The organism is Catellatospora sp. KI3, assembly GCF_029948125.1.
Lineage (GTDB): Bacteria > Actinomycetota > Actinomycetes > Mycobacteriales > Micromonosporaceae > Catellatospora.
Window position 1 is genome coordinate 67807 of record NZ_JASAMB010000019.1, and the last position, 16360, is coordinate 84166.

A 16360-nucleotide genomic window follows, 5' to 3' on the forward strand; every position below is an offset into this window, starting at 1 on the left:
CATGCTGCGCGCCTCACTCAAGAGCCTGTTCTCCCGCAAGCTCCGGCTGACGCTGTCGGTGCTGGCGGTGGTCCTGGGCGTGATGTTCGTGTCCGGCTCGTTCGTGCTCACCGACGCGCTGGGCCGCTCCTTCGACAACATGTTCTCCTCGTCGATGACCTCGACCGACGTGCTCGTCACGGCCAAGCCGACGATCGACGTGTCCGAGTTGGAGGGTGAGTCCGTACCGGGGCTGCTGACCGCCGCCGACCGGGACCGGGTCGCCGCCGTGGCGGGCGCGGGCCAGGTCGTCGGCGAGGTCCAGGCCGACGGGGCCCGGGTCGTCGGCGCCGACGGCAAGGTCGTCACCTCGTACGGGCCGCCGCGCTTCGGCGGGAACTGGACCGGCGAGACCGGTGGCCTGCGGCTGCGGGAGGGCAGGGCGCCTGCGGCCGCGGACGAGATCGCGGTCAACGTGCTGCTGGCCGAGCTGGGCAAGCTGAAGGTCGGCGACCGGGTCGGCGTGCTGACGACCCAGCCCAAGCAGGTGTTCACGCTCGTCGGCGTGTTCGGCTACGAGGGCGGGCTGCCCAGCCGGGGGCCGGTGCAGGAGGTGCGGTTCACCGAGCCGGTGGCGCAGCGGTTGATGCTGGGCACGCCGGGGGCGTACACGAGCATCAGCGTGACCGCCGCGGCCGGGACCGACGCCGCGGCCCTGCGCGACGCGATCCGGGCGGCGCTCGGCGACGGGTACACGGTGCAGACCGGGGCCGAGGCCGCCGCCGCGATCGCGGGCGACTTCAAGGAGGCGCTGGCCTTCTTCAACAAGATCCTGCTCGGCTTCGCCGGGGTGGCCCTGTTCGTCGGCAGCTTCCTGATCCTGAACACGTTCTCCATCATCGTGGCGGAGCGGACCAGGGAGCTGGCCCTGCAGCGCGCGCTGGGTGCCAGCCGCCGCCAGGTCATCCGGACGATGCTGGTCGAGTCGCTGGTCATCGGCGGCATCGCCTCGGTGGCCGGCCTCGCGGCGGGCGTGGGCGTCGGCGCGCTGCTGGCGAACCTGGCCGCGGACATGAACAAGCTGGTCCTGGCCGGGATCGGGGTGCCGCCGGCGGCGGTGCTGGGCGCGTTCGGGGTCGGCATGATCGTCACCCTGATCGCCGCCCTGCTGCCCGCCGTACGCGCCTCGCGGGTGCCGCCGATCGCGGCCCTGCAGGAGGTGGCCATCCCGGACCGGCCGCTGACCAGGCTGACCGTCTCCGGTTCGGTCCTGGCCGCGGCCGGCGCGGGCCTGATCACGTGGGCCATGGCCGCCGACGGCGACACCGCGATGTGGCTGCTCCTCGGCGGCGTGCTCGGCGCGTTCGTCGGCGTGGCACTGCTCAGCCCCGCGCTGGCCAGGCCGACCGTGTCCCTGCTGGGGCGGCTGTTCTCGTGGTCGGTGCCGGGCCGGCTCGGGCGGCTGAACTCCGGCCGCAACCCGCGGCGGACCGCGATCACGGCGGCCGCGCTGATGGTCGGCGTCGCCCTGATCACCGGCGTGAACACGATGCTGACCTCGGTGGAGCAGTCCCTGCGCGGCAACGCGGCGGAGAGCTTCCAGGCCGACCTGATCATCTCCGGCCAGGAGAGCCCGGGGGTGCTGCCCACCTTCGACGCCGCCCTGCTGCCGGGCATGCGGCGGCTGCCGGGGGTCGTGTCGGTCGCGGCCGAGTACAACGACCAGGCCGTCATCGACGGCGAACCGGGCTGGGCCAAGGCCGTCACCGACCTGCCCGCGATCGTCCGCGACCTGTCCCTGCCCACCGTCGCCGGGTCACTCGCCCAGCCGGGGCCGCGCGAGGTCGTGCTCGACGACGAGACCGCCCGCGAGTCCGGCCTGTCGGTCGGCGACACCGTGTCGGTACGCCCGACGCGCGGCGAACCCGCCGAGTACCGGATCACCGGCGTCTACCAGCGGGTGGAGTTCTACGGCGGCTACGTGTTCGGCACCGACATCACGGCGCAGATGCGCTCGCAGCAGCCGTCGTTCGCGTACGTCACGCTGGCGTCGGGCGCCGACGAGCGGGCCGTCCGCGACGGCCTGACCGCGCTGCTGGCCGACAGCCCCGAGATGCTGGTCGAGAACCAGACGGAGTACCTGGACCGGCAGCTCGGCGACGTCGCGCAGCTGATGCTGATGATCCAGGTGCTGCTGGGCCTGGCCATCGTCATCGCCATCCTCGGCGTGATCAACACGCTGGCGATGTCGGTGCTGGAGCGCACCCGCGAGATCGGGCTGCTGCGGGCGATCGGCCTGGGCCGGGCCGCGACCATGCGGATGGTCACCGTCGAGGCCGTGGTGATCACCGTGTTCGGCGCGCTGCTGGGGTTGGTCGTCGGCGCCGGGCTGGGGGCGGTGATGGTGCGGGGGCTGGCCGACGACGGTCTGAAGGAGCTGGCCCTGCCGTGGGCCCAGATGGGGACGTACCTGGCGCTGGGCGTGGTCGTCGGCGTGCTGGCCGCAGTCCTGCCCGCGATCAGCGCGGCCCGGGTGAACGTGCTACGCGCCATCGCCCACGACTGACCCCGCTCCGCAGGGAAAAGGAAGGGCCCCTTCTTATCGCAATCCGATGTAGAAGGGGCCCTTCTTCACGCGCCGGAGCGCTTCGGCTTGGCGGCGGGTTCCGTTCGCGGGATTGCCAAGAAGTCTTTGCAAAGATATGTTGGCGGTCGTGTCCAACGACCGCATCCATCTCGACCCGCGCACGCTGCGCGGGCTGGCCCACCCGTTGCGGGTGCGCATTCTGCAGCTGCTGCGCGACCACGGTCCCTCCACCGCCACCCTGCTGGCCCAGCAGCTCGGCCTGTCCAGCGCGGCGACCAGCTACCACCTGCGCCAGCTGTCGCTCTACGGCTTCGTCGCCGACGAGCCCGAGCAGGGCACGGGCCGCGAGCGCTGGTGGCGCGCCGTGCACCGCGGCACCACCGTCGACCGGGTGGACCCCGAGTCCTTCCCCGACTTCGAGATCTACCTGCGCGCCGTCGCCGCCGAGTACGCCGCCCGCATCGACCGCGCCATCAGCGAGATCCCGACCCGGCCCACCGCGTGGGCGAACGTGGGCACCCTGAGCGACTGGACCCGGCAGCTCGATCCGGCCGAGACCGAGGCGATGCTGGCCGAGCTGGTCGAGGTGGTCGACCGGTACCGGCGCGCGGACCCGGACACCCCCGCCCCCGACGGCACCAGGCGGGTGCAGGTGCAGCTGCAGGTGCTGCCGGTCTTCGACGAGGTGCGCGCGTGAAGGGCCTGATCGGACTGTTCACCGCCGGCACGATCTCGCAGATCGGCAGCCGGATGACGTTCCTGGCCATCCCGTGGCTGGTGCTGGTCACCACGGACAGCCCCACCAAGATGGGCCTGGCCGCGGCCGCCGAGTGGCTGCCGTACGTGCTGGCCGCCCCGCTGGGCGCGCCCCTGCTCGACCGGTACGGCGCCCGCCGCATCGCCATCGGCGCCGACCTGGCCAGCGCCCTGGCCACCGCCGCCGTGGCGCTGGGCTACGTCGGCGGCTTCGGAGCGCTGCTGGCACTGCTGGTGTTCGCGGGCGCGCTGCGCGGCATGGGCGACAACGCCAAGCGGATGCTGCTCCCCCGCGTCATCGCCGCGTCCGGAGTGGAGATCACCCGGGCCGCCTCGGTGTACGACGGAGTGAACCGGCTGGCCGGGCTGCTCGGCGCGGGCATCGGCGGCAGCGTCATCGTCTGGCTGGGCGCGCCCGGCGCGGTGCTGTTCGACGGCGCCACGTTCGCGCTGTGCGCGCTGCTGGTGGCCCTGTTCGTGCCCGCCGACGCGAGCGGCGCCCCCGTGCCGACGACGGGGATCGCCGCGGTGCTGGCGGCGCCGCGGGAGCCGTACCTGACCGCGCTGCGGGGCGGGTTCCAGCACCTGCGCGGCGACCGGCTGCTGATCGGCATCCTGGCGCTGCTGTTCGTGACGAACCTGGCCGACCAGGCCAACGCGGTGGTGTTCGTGCCGGTATGGGTCGACGAGGTGCTGCACTCACCGGTCGCGCTCGGCTTCACCGGCGGCGCGTTCGCGCTGGGCGCGGTCCTGGGCAACCTGGTCTTCACCGCCCTGGCCCCGCGCGCGCCCCGGTATGCCGTGTTCACCGCCGGGTTCCTGATCGGCGGGGCGCCCCGCCTGTTCACGCTGGCCCTGTCGGACACGCTCACCCTGGTCCTGGCCGTGTCGCTGGTCAGCGGACTGGCCATGGCGGCGGTCAACCCGATCCTGTCCGCGGTCAGCTTCGAGCGGGTGCCCGAGCACCTGCAGGCCCGGGTGCTGAGCCTGTCCACCGCCATCGCGTACGCGGGCATCCCGCTGGGCGGCCTGCTCGGCGGCTGGGCGGTGCAGGGGGTGGGCCTGACCGGTTCGCTGCTGCTGTTCGGCGCGCTCTACCTGGCCGCCACGCTGCTGCCGGTCCTCGACCGCCGTACCTGGCGCGACATGGACCGGCGCCCCGACACCGCGAAGGTCCCCGCACCGCGCGAGCCGGAGACCGCCGTCGAGGCGGCTGTGGCCTGACACCGCGACGCCGCGCCACCGGCTGGGACGGTGGCGCGGCGTCGCGGGACGGTCCGGTCCGGCTCAGTCCATGTCGACCATGTCGCCGTCGCAGACCTTCCAGCCGTTCTCGTCCACGAGTTCCAGGTCATAGGTGACCTTGGAGGACTTCCCGTCCGGCGAGCTGATCTCCATCTCGACCCGGACGGTCGCGCGGTCCCCCGAGATCGTCTCGTCGATGACGTCCCAGGTGAACCCGTAGCCGTCGGGCAGGTCGTCCATGTCCGTCGAGGACTTCTTCGCGTCCATCTTCGCGCGCTCCTTGGCGCAGACGAGGGACCTCATCGCCTCGGCGTCGCCGTCCGCGCTCGCTTCGTACAGTGAGTCGACGACGTCGCCGGGGCTGTCCGACGCCAGCGAGTAGATGCCGGCTCCGCAGACGGTCGCGCCGCAGAGCGCGAGTGCCGCCAGCAGCACGACGAGGCCGCTCACTCCGGCGACCTTCGTGGTGCGCATGTGCGCGACCAGCGTCCCGGCCTCGGCGAGGATCCCGTTCTTCGCGACCTGACCCGCACCCTCCGCGGTGTCCGCGACGCCGGGTGCGCTCGCACCACCGCCGAAGTCGTTCTGGTGCAGGAGATTCAGCAGGTCGTCGCTGAAGGCGGGGTCTCGGCGCAGCTCGCCGTCCAGCGCCTGCACCGCGGCCGCCCGGCTCGCCTCGTCGGTCGGCGCCTGCTCCAGCTCGCTCAGGACCCGGGCGCCGAGACCCGTGCTGCGCAGTCGCGCGGCGACGAGATCGTAGACCGCTCCGGCGGTGTCGGCGGGCTCCTGCTCGGCCGCGTGGCCGTCGGCTCGCTGGAGCCGCCGCGCGATCAGGTCGACCGCGCTCGCGGCCATGCCTGCGATGTCCATGTGATCTTCCATCCAGGGCGTCGGGAGGTCTCACCATACCGACAAACACGAATCGCGGCGTACCTCGCTCCATCCACTTGAGACGAACGGCCGAAGGCCGTCGGGCGACCGGTATGCGGGCGGCGCCGGTCGGCGGCGTCAACTTAGGTTGACGCCCAGCCCTCTTGTCAACTACGGTTGACAACAGGACGGCAGGCCGCCGGATGATCCGTGATCGTGGACGCCCGGTGCTGCCCGGACGACACCCAGCGATCACGGAGGTGGCCATGACCGCGCAGGTCGAGCGCAGCGACGTCGTGATCGTCGGCGGCGGGCCGACCGGCCTGCTGCTCGCCGCCGAGCTGCGCCGCGGCGGCGTCGGGGCGGTCGTGCTGGAGCGGCGCGCCGCCCCCGACGACCTGCCGCGCGCCAACGGCCTGGTCGGGCAGGTGGTGCGCGTGCTCGACCAGCGCGGCCTGCACGGCGAGCTGGCCCGGCACGACCGCGGACCGCGCGGGCTGCTGCGCCGCTTCGGCACCGGCAACCTGGGCCGCCCCCGCCCCATCCGCGCCTTCGGCTACGCGGGCTTCCGGCTGCCGCTGCACCGGCTGCCCGACAACCCGCTGCACGTGCTGCCCGTACCGCAGCGGCACCTGGAACTGGTGCTCCAGCGCGACGCCCTGCGCCTGGGCGTCGAGCTGCGGCGCGAGCACGAGCTGCTGGCGTTCACCGCCGACACAGACGGCGTCGACCTGGCGGTGCGCGGACCCGACGGGCCGTACCGGCTGCGGGCGGCGTACCTGGTGGGCTGCGACGGGGCGCACAGCGCGGTCCGCAAGGGCGCCGGGATGGAGTTTCCGGGGCTGACCAGCCGCGACACCGTCAGCCGGGACGCGCACGTGGTGCTGTCGGCGGGCGAGCTGACGCGCCGCGGCGCGCTGCGGATGCCCGGCGGGGCGCCGCTGCGGCCGTTCGAGCTGCACCGGCTGCCGGGCGGGGTGTTCACGTTCGCCTCGTTCCGGCCCGGGGTGCACCTGGTCCATGTCAGCGAGTGGGACCAGCCCGAACCCGACGAGAGCGTGCCGATGAGCCTCACCGAGCTGGGTACGGCGGTGCGCCGGGTGCTCGGGCGGGACCTGGCCATGCGGGCACCCGGCGGACCCGGGCCGCACGTGCTGCGGCGGCTGGCCGGACGCAACTCGCGGGTGGCGCTGCCGTACCGGATCGGGCGGGTGCTCGTGGCGGGCGACGCCGCGCACGTGGTGGCCGGGTTCGGTGGCGCGGGACTCAACCTGGCCCTGCAGGACGCGGTCAACCTGGGCTGGAAACTGGCCGCCGCCGTACGCGGTGACGCACCCGAGGGCCTGCTCGACTCCTACGACGCCGAGCGGGCGCCGCAGGCCCGGCGGATGCTGGCGCACGCACGGGACCAGGCGGCGCTCATCGCCCCCGGCGACGCGGTCACCGCCGAGCGGGCGGCGTTCCAGGCGCGGCTGGCCGACCCGGCGGTGCTGGCCGGACTCGCCGCGACCATGGCGGGCAGCGAGGTGGCGTACGAGGCGGACCCGGCGGACCCGCGCGTCGGCCGCCTCGTACCCGACCTGCGGGTGCGCGTCGGCGGACGGCGTACCCGGGTGGCGGAGCTGCTGCGCACGGGGCGGCCGCTGCTGCTGGACGCCACCGGCCGGACCGGACCGGACTCACCCGCCGAGCTGGCCCGGCCCTGGTCGGGGCGCGTCGACGCGGTCACCGCCACCGCCACCGCAGCGGACGCCCTGCTCATCCGCCCCGACGGCTACGTGACCTGGTCGGCCCGGTCCGCGACAGCCCTGCCCGACGCACTCACCCGCTGGTTCGGCCCACCCCCACTCCCACGGCCCCCCTCGCCCCCACGGCCGCCTTCGCCGCAACCGCCCCCATCAGCGCCCGCGCCGCCGTCCCCGCCCCGCTTCACATAAACGCTGGCCTATCTCGAAGAAAAAATGGAGATCATCTTCTACGAGATAGGCCAACGTATATGGAAGACGGGGCGGGGACGGCGCGCGGGCGGCGCGGGCGGGGCAGGGGCGGGGTGAGCTGGGCGAACCGGGTGCGGAGGTGGTGATGCGGGTCAGATCAGGGTGCGGAGGTGGGTGTAGACCGCGTCGGGGGTGAGGATGCCGAGGACGGTGGCGCCGTCGCGGATGGCGACCCAGCCGGTGTCGGACTCCAGGATCGCGGCGAGCGCGTCCCGCAGGTTCGCCGTCGCCGCCACCACTGGCGCGTCCGCGGGGGCGTCGGCGGGCAGCGGCGCCAACCCCTCCCGGGGTACGGGGGCGACCGCGAGCAGCTTGATGCCCCGGTCGGCACCGACGAACTCGGCGACGAAGTCGTTGGCCGGGCGCGACAGCAGCGTCGCCGGGTCGGCGAACTGCTCCAGGCGGCCGCCCTCGGACAGCACCGCGATCCGGTCGCCGAGCCGCACCGCCTCGTCCACGTCGTGGGTCACGAACACGATCGTCTTGCGTACGGCCTGCTGCAGCCGCAGGAACTCGTCCTGCAGCCGCCCCCGCACGATCGGGTCGACCGCCGAGAACGGCTCGTCCATCAGCAGCACCACCGGGTCGGCGGCGAGCGCGCGGGCCACCCCGACGCGCTGGCGCTGGCCGCCGGACAGCTCGTGCGGGTAGCGGGCGGCGTACTGCGGGGCGGGCAGGCCGACCAGTTCCAGCAGCTCGTCGACGCGTTCGGCGACGCGGGCCCGGGGCCAGCCGAGCAGGCGCGGCACGGTGGCCACGTTGTCGCGCACGGTGTGGTGCGGGAACAGGCCGACGTTCTGGATCACGTACCCGATGCGGCGGCGCAGCTCGATCGGGTCGACCGAGGTGATCTCGTCGTCGCCGAGCCACATCCGGCCGCCGGACGGCTCGATCAACCGGTTGATCATGCGGAGCAGGGTGGACTTGCCGCAGCCGGACGGGCCGACCAGCACGCTCAGCCGGCCGGCGGGCAGTTCCAGGCTCAGTTCGCGTACGGCGACCGTGCCGTCGCCGTACTGCTTGCGGACTCCGTCCAGCCGGATCGACACCGCGGCGGTACCGTTCACCCCATGCCCTCCAAGGTCAGCGCCTTCGTGTCCGCCGGGGCCGCCTACGACCCCGGCCCCGGCAACCCCTGGTTCTCGTGGGACTACCTGCGCCAGAACTACGGCACCCTGCTGGCCGCGCTGCGCGAACACCTCCTGCTGACCTTAGTCGCCGTAGCCGTGGCCGCGCTGCTCGCGATCCCGCTGGCGGTGCTGGCGCACCGATTCGGCCGGCTGACCGGCACGATCCTGGGCGTCACCGGGGTGCTGTACACGATCCCGTCACTGGCCCTGTTCGCGTTCCTGGCGCCGTTCACCGGGATCCAGCCGGTCACCGTCCTGATCGGACTGGTGCTGTACGCCCTGATCACCATCATCCGCAACACCCTCACCGGCCTGCGCCAGGTGCCCGCCGAGGTGGTCGAGAGCGCCCGCGGCATGGGGTACGGCCGCGCGGCGCTGCTCTGGCGCATCGAACTGCCGCTGGCGCTGCCCGGCATCATGACCGGGCTGCGCATCGCCACGGTCTCCACCGTGGCGCTGGTCACCGTCGGCGAGCTGGTCGGCTACGGCGGCCTCGGCGACCTCATCATCGGCGGCTTCAACGCCAACTTCTACCGGGCGCAGGTGATGGCGGCGACGCTGGCCTGCGTCGGCCTGGCCCTGGTGCTCGACCTGGCCCTGATCCTGGTCGGCCGGGCCGTCATGCCCTGGACCCGCCGGAGGACCGCATGACCATCATCCACGACGCCATCCTCTGGCTGAACGACCCGCTGAACTGGACGAACCCGAACGGGATCATCGCCCGGACCGAGGAGCACCTGTGGATCTCGGGCGCCGCGGTCGGGCTGGCCTGCGCGGTGTCCTGGCCGGTGGGGGTATGGATGGGGCACGTCGGCCGCGGCGGCCCGGCCGTGGTGGCCATGACCAACCTCAGCCGCGCCGTGCCCACCGTGGCGCTGCTGACCATCCTGCCGCTGACCGTGATCGGCTTCGGGCCGCCCGCGATCATCCTGGCGCTGGCCCTGTTCGCGATTCCGCCGCTGCTGGCCAACGCGTACCTGGGGGTGCGCGAGGTCGATCCGCAGGTGCGCGACGCCGGGCGGGGCATGGGGCTGTCCGGCTGGCAGCTGCTGCGCTCGGTGGAGCTGCCGCTGGCGGTGCCGTACCTGGCCAACGGGCTGCGGATCGCGGCGGTGCAGGTACTGGCGACGGCGACGCTGGCCGCGTACGTCAACGGCGGCGGACTCGGGATGATCATCAGCCGCGGCTTCGGGCTGGGCCTGAACGCGGGCGGCGGCCAGGTGCTCGCCGGGGGCCTGCTGGTGGCGCTGCTGTGCCTGCTGGCGGACGGGCTGCTCGTCCTGGTCGAGCGCGCCGCCCTGCCCAAGGCGCTGCGCCGCACCGACCACCGCCCGCCCCGCTCCGCCGCCGACCCCATCACCCCCACCCCCTGACCCCACCCCGCCCGCCGCCCGTCCCCGGGCCGGCCTAGGTGCAGTTTCAGGGAAAGTGCAGGAATCCTGGCATCGATTTGTGCACTTTCCCCGGAACTGCACGCACCACTTCCGGGTGCGCGTTAGCACGAAGGCAGCGCCTGCGCCAGCGGGAAAGTGCGCAATCGGGCGGTAGGCGCGCGAAGGTGCGGAAAGCATGATGATCGTCACTGGGCGACGGGGAACAATCGCGGACCGCCGCGGCTGCCTGCGCAGACCTCCGGTTTGTGAACGGCTGTTCGCGGGTAGGGGCGCGGGCAGTTCACAAATCTTCGCCACTATGTCCCACGTATCAGCTAGGAAACGTGGTGACGAGGTCATTTCGCGCACGTTCGGCCGGGTTGCCCGGCCGAGAACGGAAGGCTGCACGCATGTATTCGCATACTCGTAGATTGTCCGCTTTAACCCTGGCAGGCCTCGCGGCGGCGGCGTTCACGCTGGCCGCCTGCGGTGAGGCCGGATCGTCGGGTACGGCCGCGCCGCAGAGCGTCTCCGGTGCGGGCTGCGCGCCGGTCGCCGGGACCGCGCTGGTGGTGCTCGAGGACGACAAGCACCTGCAGAACGCGGACAACGTGATCGCCGTCGCCAACGCGAAGGCGGCCAGCCCGGCGCTGTTCGCGGCGGTCGACAAGGTCGGCGCGGCGCTGGACACGCCGAAGCTGGTGGCTCTGAACCGGGCCGTGGACGTGGACCGCAAGACCGCGCAGGTCGCGGCGGCCGACTTCGCGGCTACGGCGGGGCTGGCCAGCGGCCTGTCCGGCGGCAGCGGCAAGGTGGTCGTGGGTGCGGCGAACTTCCCGGAGAGCCAGATCCTGGCCGAGCTCTACAAGATCGCGCTCAACGGCGCGGGCTTCACCGCGACGGTGCAGACCGCGGGCAACCGCGAGCTGTACGAGGCGGCCCTGGAGCGCGGCGAGCTGAGCGTCTTCCCCGAGTACGCCGCGACGCTGACGGAGTTCCTGAACCAGAAGCAGAACGGCAAGGACGCCCAGCCCAAGGCCAGTGGTGACGTGACCGCGACGGTGACCGCGCTGAAGGGCCTGGCCGAGAAGGCGGGCCTGGCCGTCGGCGCCCCGTCGGCGGCGACCGACCAGAACGCGTTCGCGGTGACCAAGGCGTTCGCCGACGCCAACGGCGTGAAGACGCTGTCGGACTTCGCGGCCAAGTGCAGCGGCAAGGCGTCGGTGCTGGCCGGTCCGGCCGAGTGCCCCGAGCGGACGTTCTGCCAGAAGGGCCTGAAGACGGTGTACGGCATCGACTTCGGCTCGTTCGCGCAGGCCGACGCGGGCGGTCCGCAGACCAAGACGGCGCTGACCACCGGCAAGGCGAGCCTGGGCACCGTCTTCTCCTCCGACAGCGCCTTCGCGGCGAGCTGACCTGCCCCACCCGGGCCACAGGTTGGGAAGGGCCCCTTCTACATCGCATTGCGATAAGAAGGGGCCCTTCCTTCGTCTTTCAGCGCGGGGCGGTGAGGGTGGCGAGGTCGGCGAGGGTGACGCCCGCCAGGGTGGGCAGCAGCACCAGCCCCGGCGCCGCGTCGACCGACACCGCGTGCGGCACGGCGATCACCCGGGCGCCGGCGGCCAGGGCGCTGGCGGCGCCGGTGGGCGAGTCCTCGATGGCCAGGCAGTCGGCGGGCTCGACGCCGAGCAGCTTCGCCGCGCGCAGGTACGGGTCGGGGTGCGGCTTGGTGAACGCGACCTCGTCCCCGCAGACCACCGCGTCGAACGTGTCCCGCCCCAGGGTGTCCAGCGCGATCTCGACCACGCGCCGGTTGGTGGAGGTGACCAGGGCCGCGGGGATCCCGGCGGCGCGCACCTCGGCGAGCAGTTCCCGGGCGCCGGGCCGCCACACCAGGTCGCTCGCGAACAGCACCGCGACCCGCTCGTAGATCCAGTCGGAGCTCGTCTTGGCGTCGCGCCACGACTGGCCGATGCCGTCGTGGAACAGGACCATGGATTCGGGTACCGAGCGCCCGACCATGGCCAGCCGCACCTCGGCGGCCAGCACCGCGCCGTACTCGGCGGCCAGCTCGTCGATCGCGATGTCCCACAGCGGCTCGCTGTCGAAGAGGGTTCCGTCCATGTCGAAGAGCACTGCCGCGGGAGTCACCGGCCGATCATCGCGCACCGCGCCCGGCTGCGGCGCCGGAATATCGAACGTAGTGGCCGGAATCACGCTGACCAGCAACGATGACCGAGCTGTGGGACGGCGGGCCGCACTGTCGGTGGCGGTCGCTAACGTACCGCCAGTCCGAGCGCTTCCCCCGCCGCGAAAGGCGAGCCCGCCATGCCCGTTGAGACGACGTACCTCGAACTGTCCGAAGCCGACGGCGGCTCGCACAAGTTCTACGAGGTGATTGTCGACGACACCGAGCTGACCATCCGGTACGGCCGGATCGGCGACCCCGGTGCCACCAGCAAGAGCAGCTTCGCCGACCACGACAAGGCCAAGGCCGCGGCGGCGAAGAAGATCGGCGAGAAGGTGCGCAAGGGCTACGCCCCGGCGGTCCAGGGCCAGCGGCAGAAGCGCTCCGTGTCCCGCCGTGTGATCACCAGCACCCGGTCGACCGCCAAGAGCGCGCCGGTGCTGTGGCGCTACCGCTCGGGCACCTCCGCGTTCGGCATCTTCGTCGACGAGCGGGTGTGCATGGTCGGCAACGAGGCGGGCGTGATCACCACGCTCAACCACGACGCCGAGGTGATCTCGCAGGTCAAGCTGCCCGACGGCGTCAAGTGCATCGTCGCCGACGACGCGTGGCTCTACGCCGGCTGCGACGACGGCAACGTCTACGACCTGTCCGGCAAGATGCCGCGGGTGGCGTACCAGATCGCGCCCGACATCGACATCTACTGGCTCGACATCCACGACGGCGTGCTGGGCGTCTCCGACGCGCGCGGCGGCGTCGCCGCGATCGACCATGAGGACGAGTTCCTGTGGCGCAAGCAGAGCGAGGGCTCGTCGGGCTGGATGGTCCGCTGCGACGCCACCGCCGTGCACCACGGCCACTCCAGCGGCGTGACCAGCTACAACTGGCACACCGGCGACGTGCTGTGGAAGCACAGCAGCAGCGCGGTGCTGTTCGGCTGGCAGGAGGAGCACACGCTGTACGCGGGCACCTCCGACCGCAAGGTGGTCGAGCTGGCCAAGGACGGCGCGCACCGCCGCACCTACTCCTGCGACGCGGCCGTGTTCTCGTGCGCCACCAGCCCCGACGGCAAGTTCATCTTCGCCGGCGACAACAGCTCCTCGGTGTACTGCTTCGACGACGCGGGCAACCGCCTGTGGAAGCTCGGCACCGGCTGCGGCTCGGCCTACTCGATGCAGTACCACGACGAGCGGCTCTACATCGTGACCACGGACGGCTCGCTGGCCTGCATCGACGCCTCCGAGCCGGCGATCCGCGCGGCCGAGCAGGGCACCGTGCCGGAGATCAAGGACATCAAGGCGCCGCAGGCGGCCCCGGCCGTGGCCGCGCCGACCGCGATCGAGACCACCAGCGACAGCAGCGGCGGCGTGGTGCTCGAGTGCGTCGAGGAGGGCGGCCGCCTGCGGGTGCGCGTGGTCTCCTCGGGCTACCAGAGCTCGTGGCAGGTGCAGTTCCCCAAGGGCATCCGCCAGGCCGGTGCGCGATACCTGGTCAGCGAGGTGCGCGAGGCGAGCCGGGGCGGGTTCTACCGCGCCTTTGGCGAGATCCGGAAGTTGGTCTAATTTCGATGGGGGCACCGTCGCAGCCGTCCAGCTCTCGGGTGCGGCGGTGCCCCCTCAGCCGATCGCGTCCGGATCGGACAGCGGCACCAGGCGCGACGCGCCGCCGGTGTCGAAGGCGAGCCGCTCGCGGTATCCGGCGGCGCGGGCGTACCGGATGATCTCGTCGAAGCGGTCGGCTGCCTCGTGCGGCTCGTGCGCGTCGCTGGCCAGGGTGATCGGCACGCCCGCCTCGTGGCACATGCGCAGCAGCGTCGGCGCCGGGTAGGGCTCGGCGATCCGCTTGCGCAGCCCGGCGCTGTTCACCTCGACCGCCACCCCGCCGCGCACCGCCGCCGCGACCAGCCGCTCGTACAGGTCGACCGGCTCCTGCTCGCACCGGTGCCCGAACTTCTTGACCACGTCGGCGTGGCCGAGCACCTGCACGACCCCCGCCTCGGCCAGCTCGGTGACCAGCGCGAAGTAGTCCTCGTACGCGCGGCGCACGCCCCGGCGCTCGTACTCGTACGTGACGGCGGGGTGGTCCAGGGCCCACTCGCCGACCCAGTGCACCGAGCCGATCAGGTAGTCGAACGGGTACTGCGCCAGGATGGCGGCGATGCGGTCGGCGTGCGCGGGGAACCAGTCGACCTCCATGCCCAGGCGCACCGGCAGGCCCCGGTCGCGGGCGCCGGTGACGGCCTCGACGTACCGGTCCAGGTGCAGGTTGAGCTCGTCGTAGTACATCTGCCGGCTCTGCTCGGTCAGGTCCTGGCGCGACCCGCCCGCCCAGAAGCCCTCGATCGCCGGGGCGAACTCGACGAACCGGTACAGGTGCTCGGTGAAGCCGACCTCGGTCGCGCCCCGCGACAGCGCCCGCTCGACGAACGCGTCGACGTGCCCCGGCGGATACTGCCCCGGCGGCGGGCTGGTCTCCGGCCGAGGCTCATGCGGGTGCAGGTGCACGTGGTAGTCGCCCATGACGTCAGCTCTAGCCGATGCCGCGCGGCGGCGTGACGCCGGGGGTCCGCGTCGCCGCAGTCCGGGACCGCCGGCTCACAGCTGCAGCGGTCTCAGCACCGGATGGGCGGTGCCGGGCTGGGCGAACCAGGCCGATTCGCCGTCGAGCGCCTCGTCGATGAGCATGCGCGTCCACTGGTCGATCGGCGGCAGCGCGGCGCGGGGGAACCAGCCGACGGCGAGCGACTCGTCGTCGTTGACCCGGGCCGTGCCGCCGGTCGCGCGGCAGCGGAACCACAGGTTGAGGTACTGGCACTGGTCGCCGTTGGGGTAGACGACCGGGTGCAGTGCCGTGCCGGCGAGCCGCTCGACGGCCACGTGCACGCCGGTCTCCTCGTACACCTCGCGTACGGCGGCGTCGGCGGGCTGCTCGCCCGGGTCGACGGCGCCGGCTATCAGCGCCCAGCGGCCGTTGTCGCTGCGCCGGCCCAGCAGCAGCTCACCCCGCTCGTCCACGACCACGGCGGTGACGCTGGGCAGCATCAGCAGGCCGGTTCCGACATGCCTGCGCAGGTTGGCGACGTACTCCGACATGGGCACCGGGGCAGCATAGCCATGGCGCCGCCGGGTCGCCGCCCGCGGCCGGTGCTCAATGCCCGGTGAGCCCGTCGAGCATGACGCGGATGACCCGGGCGCGGGCGTGCGGATCGGCGGCCAGCGGTTCCACGGCACGGGAGGCACCGATGAGCAGGCTCATCAGGTCGGTGACGGTCAGTTCCGGGCGTACGCCCGCCTGCTGGGCGCGGCGCAGCAGCCCGCCCAACGCCTCGCGCAGCCGCGCGCCGGTCGCCGAGGCGGCGGCACGCGGATCGACCCCGGCGGCGCTGAGCGCTTCGGCCAGGGCGTTCTTGGAGGCGGCCTGCTCGACGGTCTCGGCGAAGAAGGTGCGCAGCGCCGCGACCGGATCGTTCGCCTCGGCCAGCCGCTCGGCCCGGTCGCCGAGGCGTTCCAGCCGGGCCAGGTACACGGCCGACAGCAGGCTCTCCTTGGTCGGGAAGTGCCGGAACGCGGTGCCGACCCCGACTCCGGCGGCGCGGGCGACCTCCTCCACCGGCGTGCCGGTGCCGTGCTCGGCGAACACCTGCTCGGCGGCTTCCAGCAGGCGGGCGCGGTTGCGGGCGGCGTCGGCACGCAGCGGTCTGTCCTGAGCAGGCATGAGCCCTCCCGAGCCGTGGACAAGCGGAGTGATCAGTCCGTATAGTCGGGGCCGCTATCGGAGTGATCACTCCGATTATGCCCCGACCGGGAGAGGACTCCGCCATGACCCCACGCGAACTGTTCGACCAGCGGGTACAGCTCATCCACGAGAACCGGTGGCACGATCTCGCGCAGCAGTACGCCCCCGAGGCCGTCGTGGAGATCCCGTTCGCCCCGCCCCGGCCCATCCGCCTGGTCGGCCGCGACGCCATCGCCGCCCAACTGGCCCGCGCGGGCACGCTGCGGTTGGCGTTCGCGGTGCGCGACGTGGTGGTGCACGAGACCGCCGACCCCGAAGTGATCATCGTCGAGTACGGCTACGACCTCACCGATCCCGACTCCGGCCGGACCGCCGCGGTCGACAACATCCAACTCTTCCGCGTACGCGACGGCCTGATCGTCCACACCCGCGACTTCCATGACCACCGCGCGATAGCCGAGCTGCTCAGCCGGTCATAGCGGGTACGACGGGCGTGACGC

At 72.7% G+C, this 16360-nt stretch carries 15 protein-coding genes; 9 read left to right on the forward strand and 6 right to left on the reverse strand.

What is annotated here, in order from left to right; all coding sequences use genetic code 11:
- Position 1 precedes the first annotated feature (1 nt).
- From QEZ54_RS26610 to QEZ54_RS26620, 3 genes are all read left to right on the forward strand, one after another.
- Positions 2-2545, forward strand: a complete 2544-nt coding sequence (locus tag QEZ54_RS26610) for an FtsX-like permease family protein (protein WP_281307454.1) — start codon at positions 2-4, stop codon at positions 2543-2545.
- 148 nt (positions 2546-2693) lie between these two features.
- Entirely contained in the window at positions 2694-3263 is a 570-nt protein-coding gene (locus tag QEZ54_RS26615) for a helix-turn-helix domain-containing protein (RefSeq protein ID WP_281307455.1), read from the forward strand.
- Positions 3260-4546, forward strand: coding sequence for an MFS transporter (locus tag QEZ54_RS26620; RefSeq protein ID WP_281307456.1), 1287 nt, complete (start codon positions 3260-3262; stop codon positions 4544-4546). The genes QEZ54_RS26615 and QEZ54_RS26620 overlap by 4 nt, the downstream gene beginning before the upstream one ends.
- A gap of 63 nt (positions 4547-4609) precedes the next feature.
- Here the strand turns inward: QEZ54_RS26620 and QEZ54_RS26625 are convergent, their stop codons facing one another.
- A complete protein-coding gene (locus QEZ54_RS26625) occupies positions 4610-5437 on the reverse strand; it encodes a DUF4878 domain-containing protein (RefSeq protein WP_281307457.1) in 828 nt (275 codons plus the stop codon).
- Positions 5438-5703: 266 nt separating this feature from the next.
- Here QEZ54_RS26625 and QEZ54_RS26630 point away from each other — a divergent pair, with 266 nt between their 5' ends.
- Positions 5704-7374: an FAD-dependent monooxygenase gene (locus QEZ54_RS26630; protein WP_281307458.1), complete on the forward strand. Its 1671-nt coding sequence runs from the start codon at positions 5704-5706 to the stop codon at positions 7372-7374.
- Between the two features lie 152 nt (positions 7375-7526).
- Here the strand turns inward: QEZ54_RS26630 and QEZ54_RS26635 are convergent, their stop codons facing one another.
- Positions 7527-8501: an ATP-binding cassette domain-containing protein gene (locus QEZ54_RS26635; protein ID WP_348650578.1), complete on the reverse strand. Its 975-nt coding sequence runs from the start codon at positions 8499-8501 to the stop codon at positions 7527-7529.
- Between the two features lie 3 nt (positions 8502-8504).
- Between QEZ54_RS26635 and QEZ54_RS26640 the strand changes: the two genes are divergently transcribed.
- The 3 genes from QEZ54_RS26640 to QEZ54_RS26650 all read left to right on the forward strand — a co-directional run bounded on the left by QEZ54_RS26640 (position 8505) and on the right by QEZ54_RS26650 (position 11352).
- Positions 8505-9215 carry an ABC transporter permease gene (locus tag QEZ54_RS26640; RefSeq protein WP_281307459.1) on the forward strand — a complete coding sequence of 237 codons (711 nt, stop codon included), beginning with the start codon at positions 8505-8507 and terminating at the stop codon, positions 9213-9215.
- Positions 9212-9937, forward strand: coding sequence for an ABC transporter permease (locus QEZ54_RS26645; protein ID WP_281307460.1), 726 nt, complete (start codon positions 9212-9214; stop codon positions 9935-9937). Before QEZ54_RS26640 ends, QEZ54_RS26645 begins: the two co-directional genes overlap by 4 nt.
- A gap of 431 nt (positions 9938-10368) precedes the next feature.
- Positions 10369-11352, forward strand: coding sequence for a glycine betaine ABC transporter substrate-binding protein (locus QEZ54_RS26650; protein ID WP_281307461.1), 984 nt, complete (start codon positions 10369-10371; stop codon positions 11350-11352).
- Between the two features lie 79 nt (positions 11353-11431).
- Here the strand turns inward: QEZ54_RS26650 and QEZ54_RS26655 are convergent, their stop codons facing one another.
- Positions 11432-12073, reverse strand: a complete 642-nt coding sequence (locus QEZ54_RS26655; RefSeq protein WP_281307558.1) for an HAD family phosphatase — start codon at positions 12071-12073, stop codon at positions 11432-11434.
- 192 nt (positions 12074-12265) lie between these two features.
- On the opposite strand from QEZ54_RS26655, the gene QEZ54_RS26660 reads away from it, so the two are divergent.
- Positions 12266-13687: a WGR domain-containing protein gene (locus QEZ54_RS26660; RefSeq protein WP_281307462.1), complete on the forward strand. Its 1422-nt coding sequence runs from the start codon at positions 12266-12268 to the stop codon at positions 13685-13687.
- A 54-nt stretch (positions 13688-13741) separates the two neighbouring features.
- Here QEZ54_RS26660 and QEZ54_RS26665 read toward each other — a convergent pair whose 3' ends face one another.
- The 3 genes from QEZ54_RS26665 to QEZ54_RS26675 all read right to left on the reverse strand — a co-directional run bounded on the left by QEZ54_RS26665 (position 13742) and on the right by QEZ54_RS26675 (position 15839).
- Entirely contained in the window at positions 13742-14644 is a 903-nt protein-coding gene (locus QEZ54_RS26665; RefSeq protein ID WP_281307463.1) for a histidinol-phosphatase, read from the reverse strand.
- 75 nt (positions 14645-14719) lie between these two features.
- On the reverse strand, positions 14720-15223 hold the full coding sequence (locus QEZ54_RS26670) for an NUDIX domain-containing protein (protein WP_281307464.1): 504 nt from the start codon (positions 15221-15223) through the stop codon (positions 14720-14722).
- A gap of 49 nt (positions 15224-15272) precedes the next feature.
- Entirely contained in the window at positions 15273-15839 is a 567-nt protein-coding gene (locus tag QEZ54_RS26675; protein ID WP_281307465.1) for a TetR/AcrR family transcriptional regulator, read from the reverse strand.
- Between the two features lie 104 nt (positions 15840-15943).
- Here QEZ54_RS26675 and QEZ54_RS26680 point away from each other — a divergent pair, with 104 nt between their 5' ends.
- A complete protein-coding gene (locus QEZ54_RS26680; RefSeq protein WP_281307466.1) occupies positions 15944-16339 on the forward strand; it encodes a nuclear transport factor 2 family protein in 396 nt (131 codons plus the stop codon).
- Positions 16340-16360 lie beyond the last annotated feature (21 nt).

Excerpts from the sequence above, each read along its gene's own strand:
- QEZ54_RS26665 (WP_281307463.1), bottom strand. The coding sequence starts at position 14,644 with ATGGGCGACTACCACGTGCACCTGCACCCGCATGAGCCTCGGCCGGAG.
- QEZ54_RS26660 (WP_281307462.1), top strand. The coding sequence starts at position 12,266 with ATGCCCGTTGAGACGACGTACCTCGAACTGTCCGAAGCCGACGGCGGC.
- QEZ54_RS26645 (WP_281307460.1), top strand. The coding sequence starts at position 9,212 with ATGACCATCATCCACGACGCCATCCTCTGGCTGAACGACCCGCTGAAC.
- QEZ54_RS26675 (WP_281307465.1), bottom strand. The coding sequence starts at position 15,839 with ATGCCTGCTCAGGACAGACCGCTGCGTGCCGACGCCGCCCGCAACCGC.
- QEZ54_RS26680 (WP_281307466.1), top strand. The coding sequence starts at position 15,944 with ATGACCCCACGCGAACTGTTCGACCAGCGGGTACAGCTCATCCACGAG.
- QEZ54_RS26640 (WP_281307459.1), top strand. The coding sequence starts at position 8,505 with ATGCCCTCCAAGGTCAGCGCCTTCGTGTCCGCCGGGGCCGCCTACGAC.
- QEZ54_RS26630 (WP_281307458.1), top strand. The coding sequence starts at position 5,704 with ATGACCGCGCAGGTCGAGCGCAGCGACGTCGTGATCGTCGGCGGCGGG.
- QEZ54_RS26625 (WP_281307457.1), bottom strand. The coding sequence starts at position 5,437 with ATGGACATCGCAGGCATGGCCGCGAGCGCGGTCGACCTGATCGCGCGG.
- QEZ54_RS26610 (WP_281307454.1), top strand. The coding sequence starts at position 2 with ATGCTGCGCGCCTCACTCAAGAGCCTGTTCTCCCGCAAGCTCCGGCTG.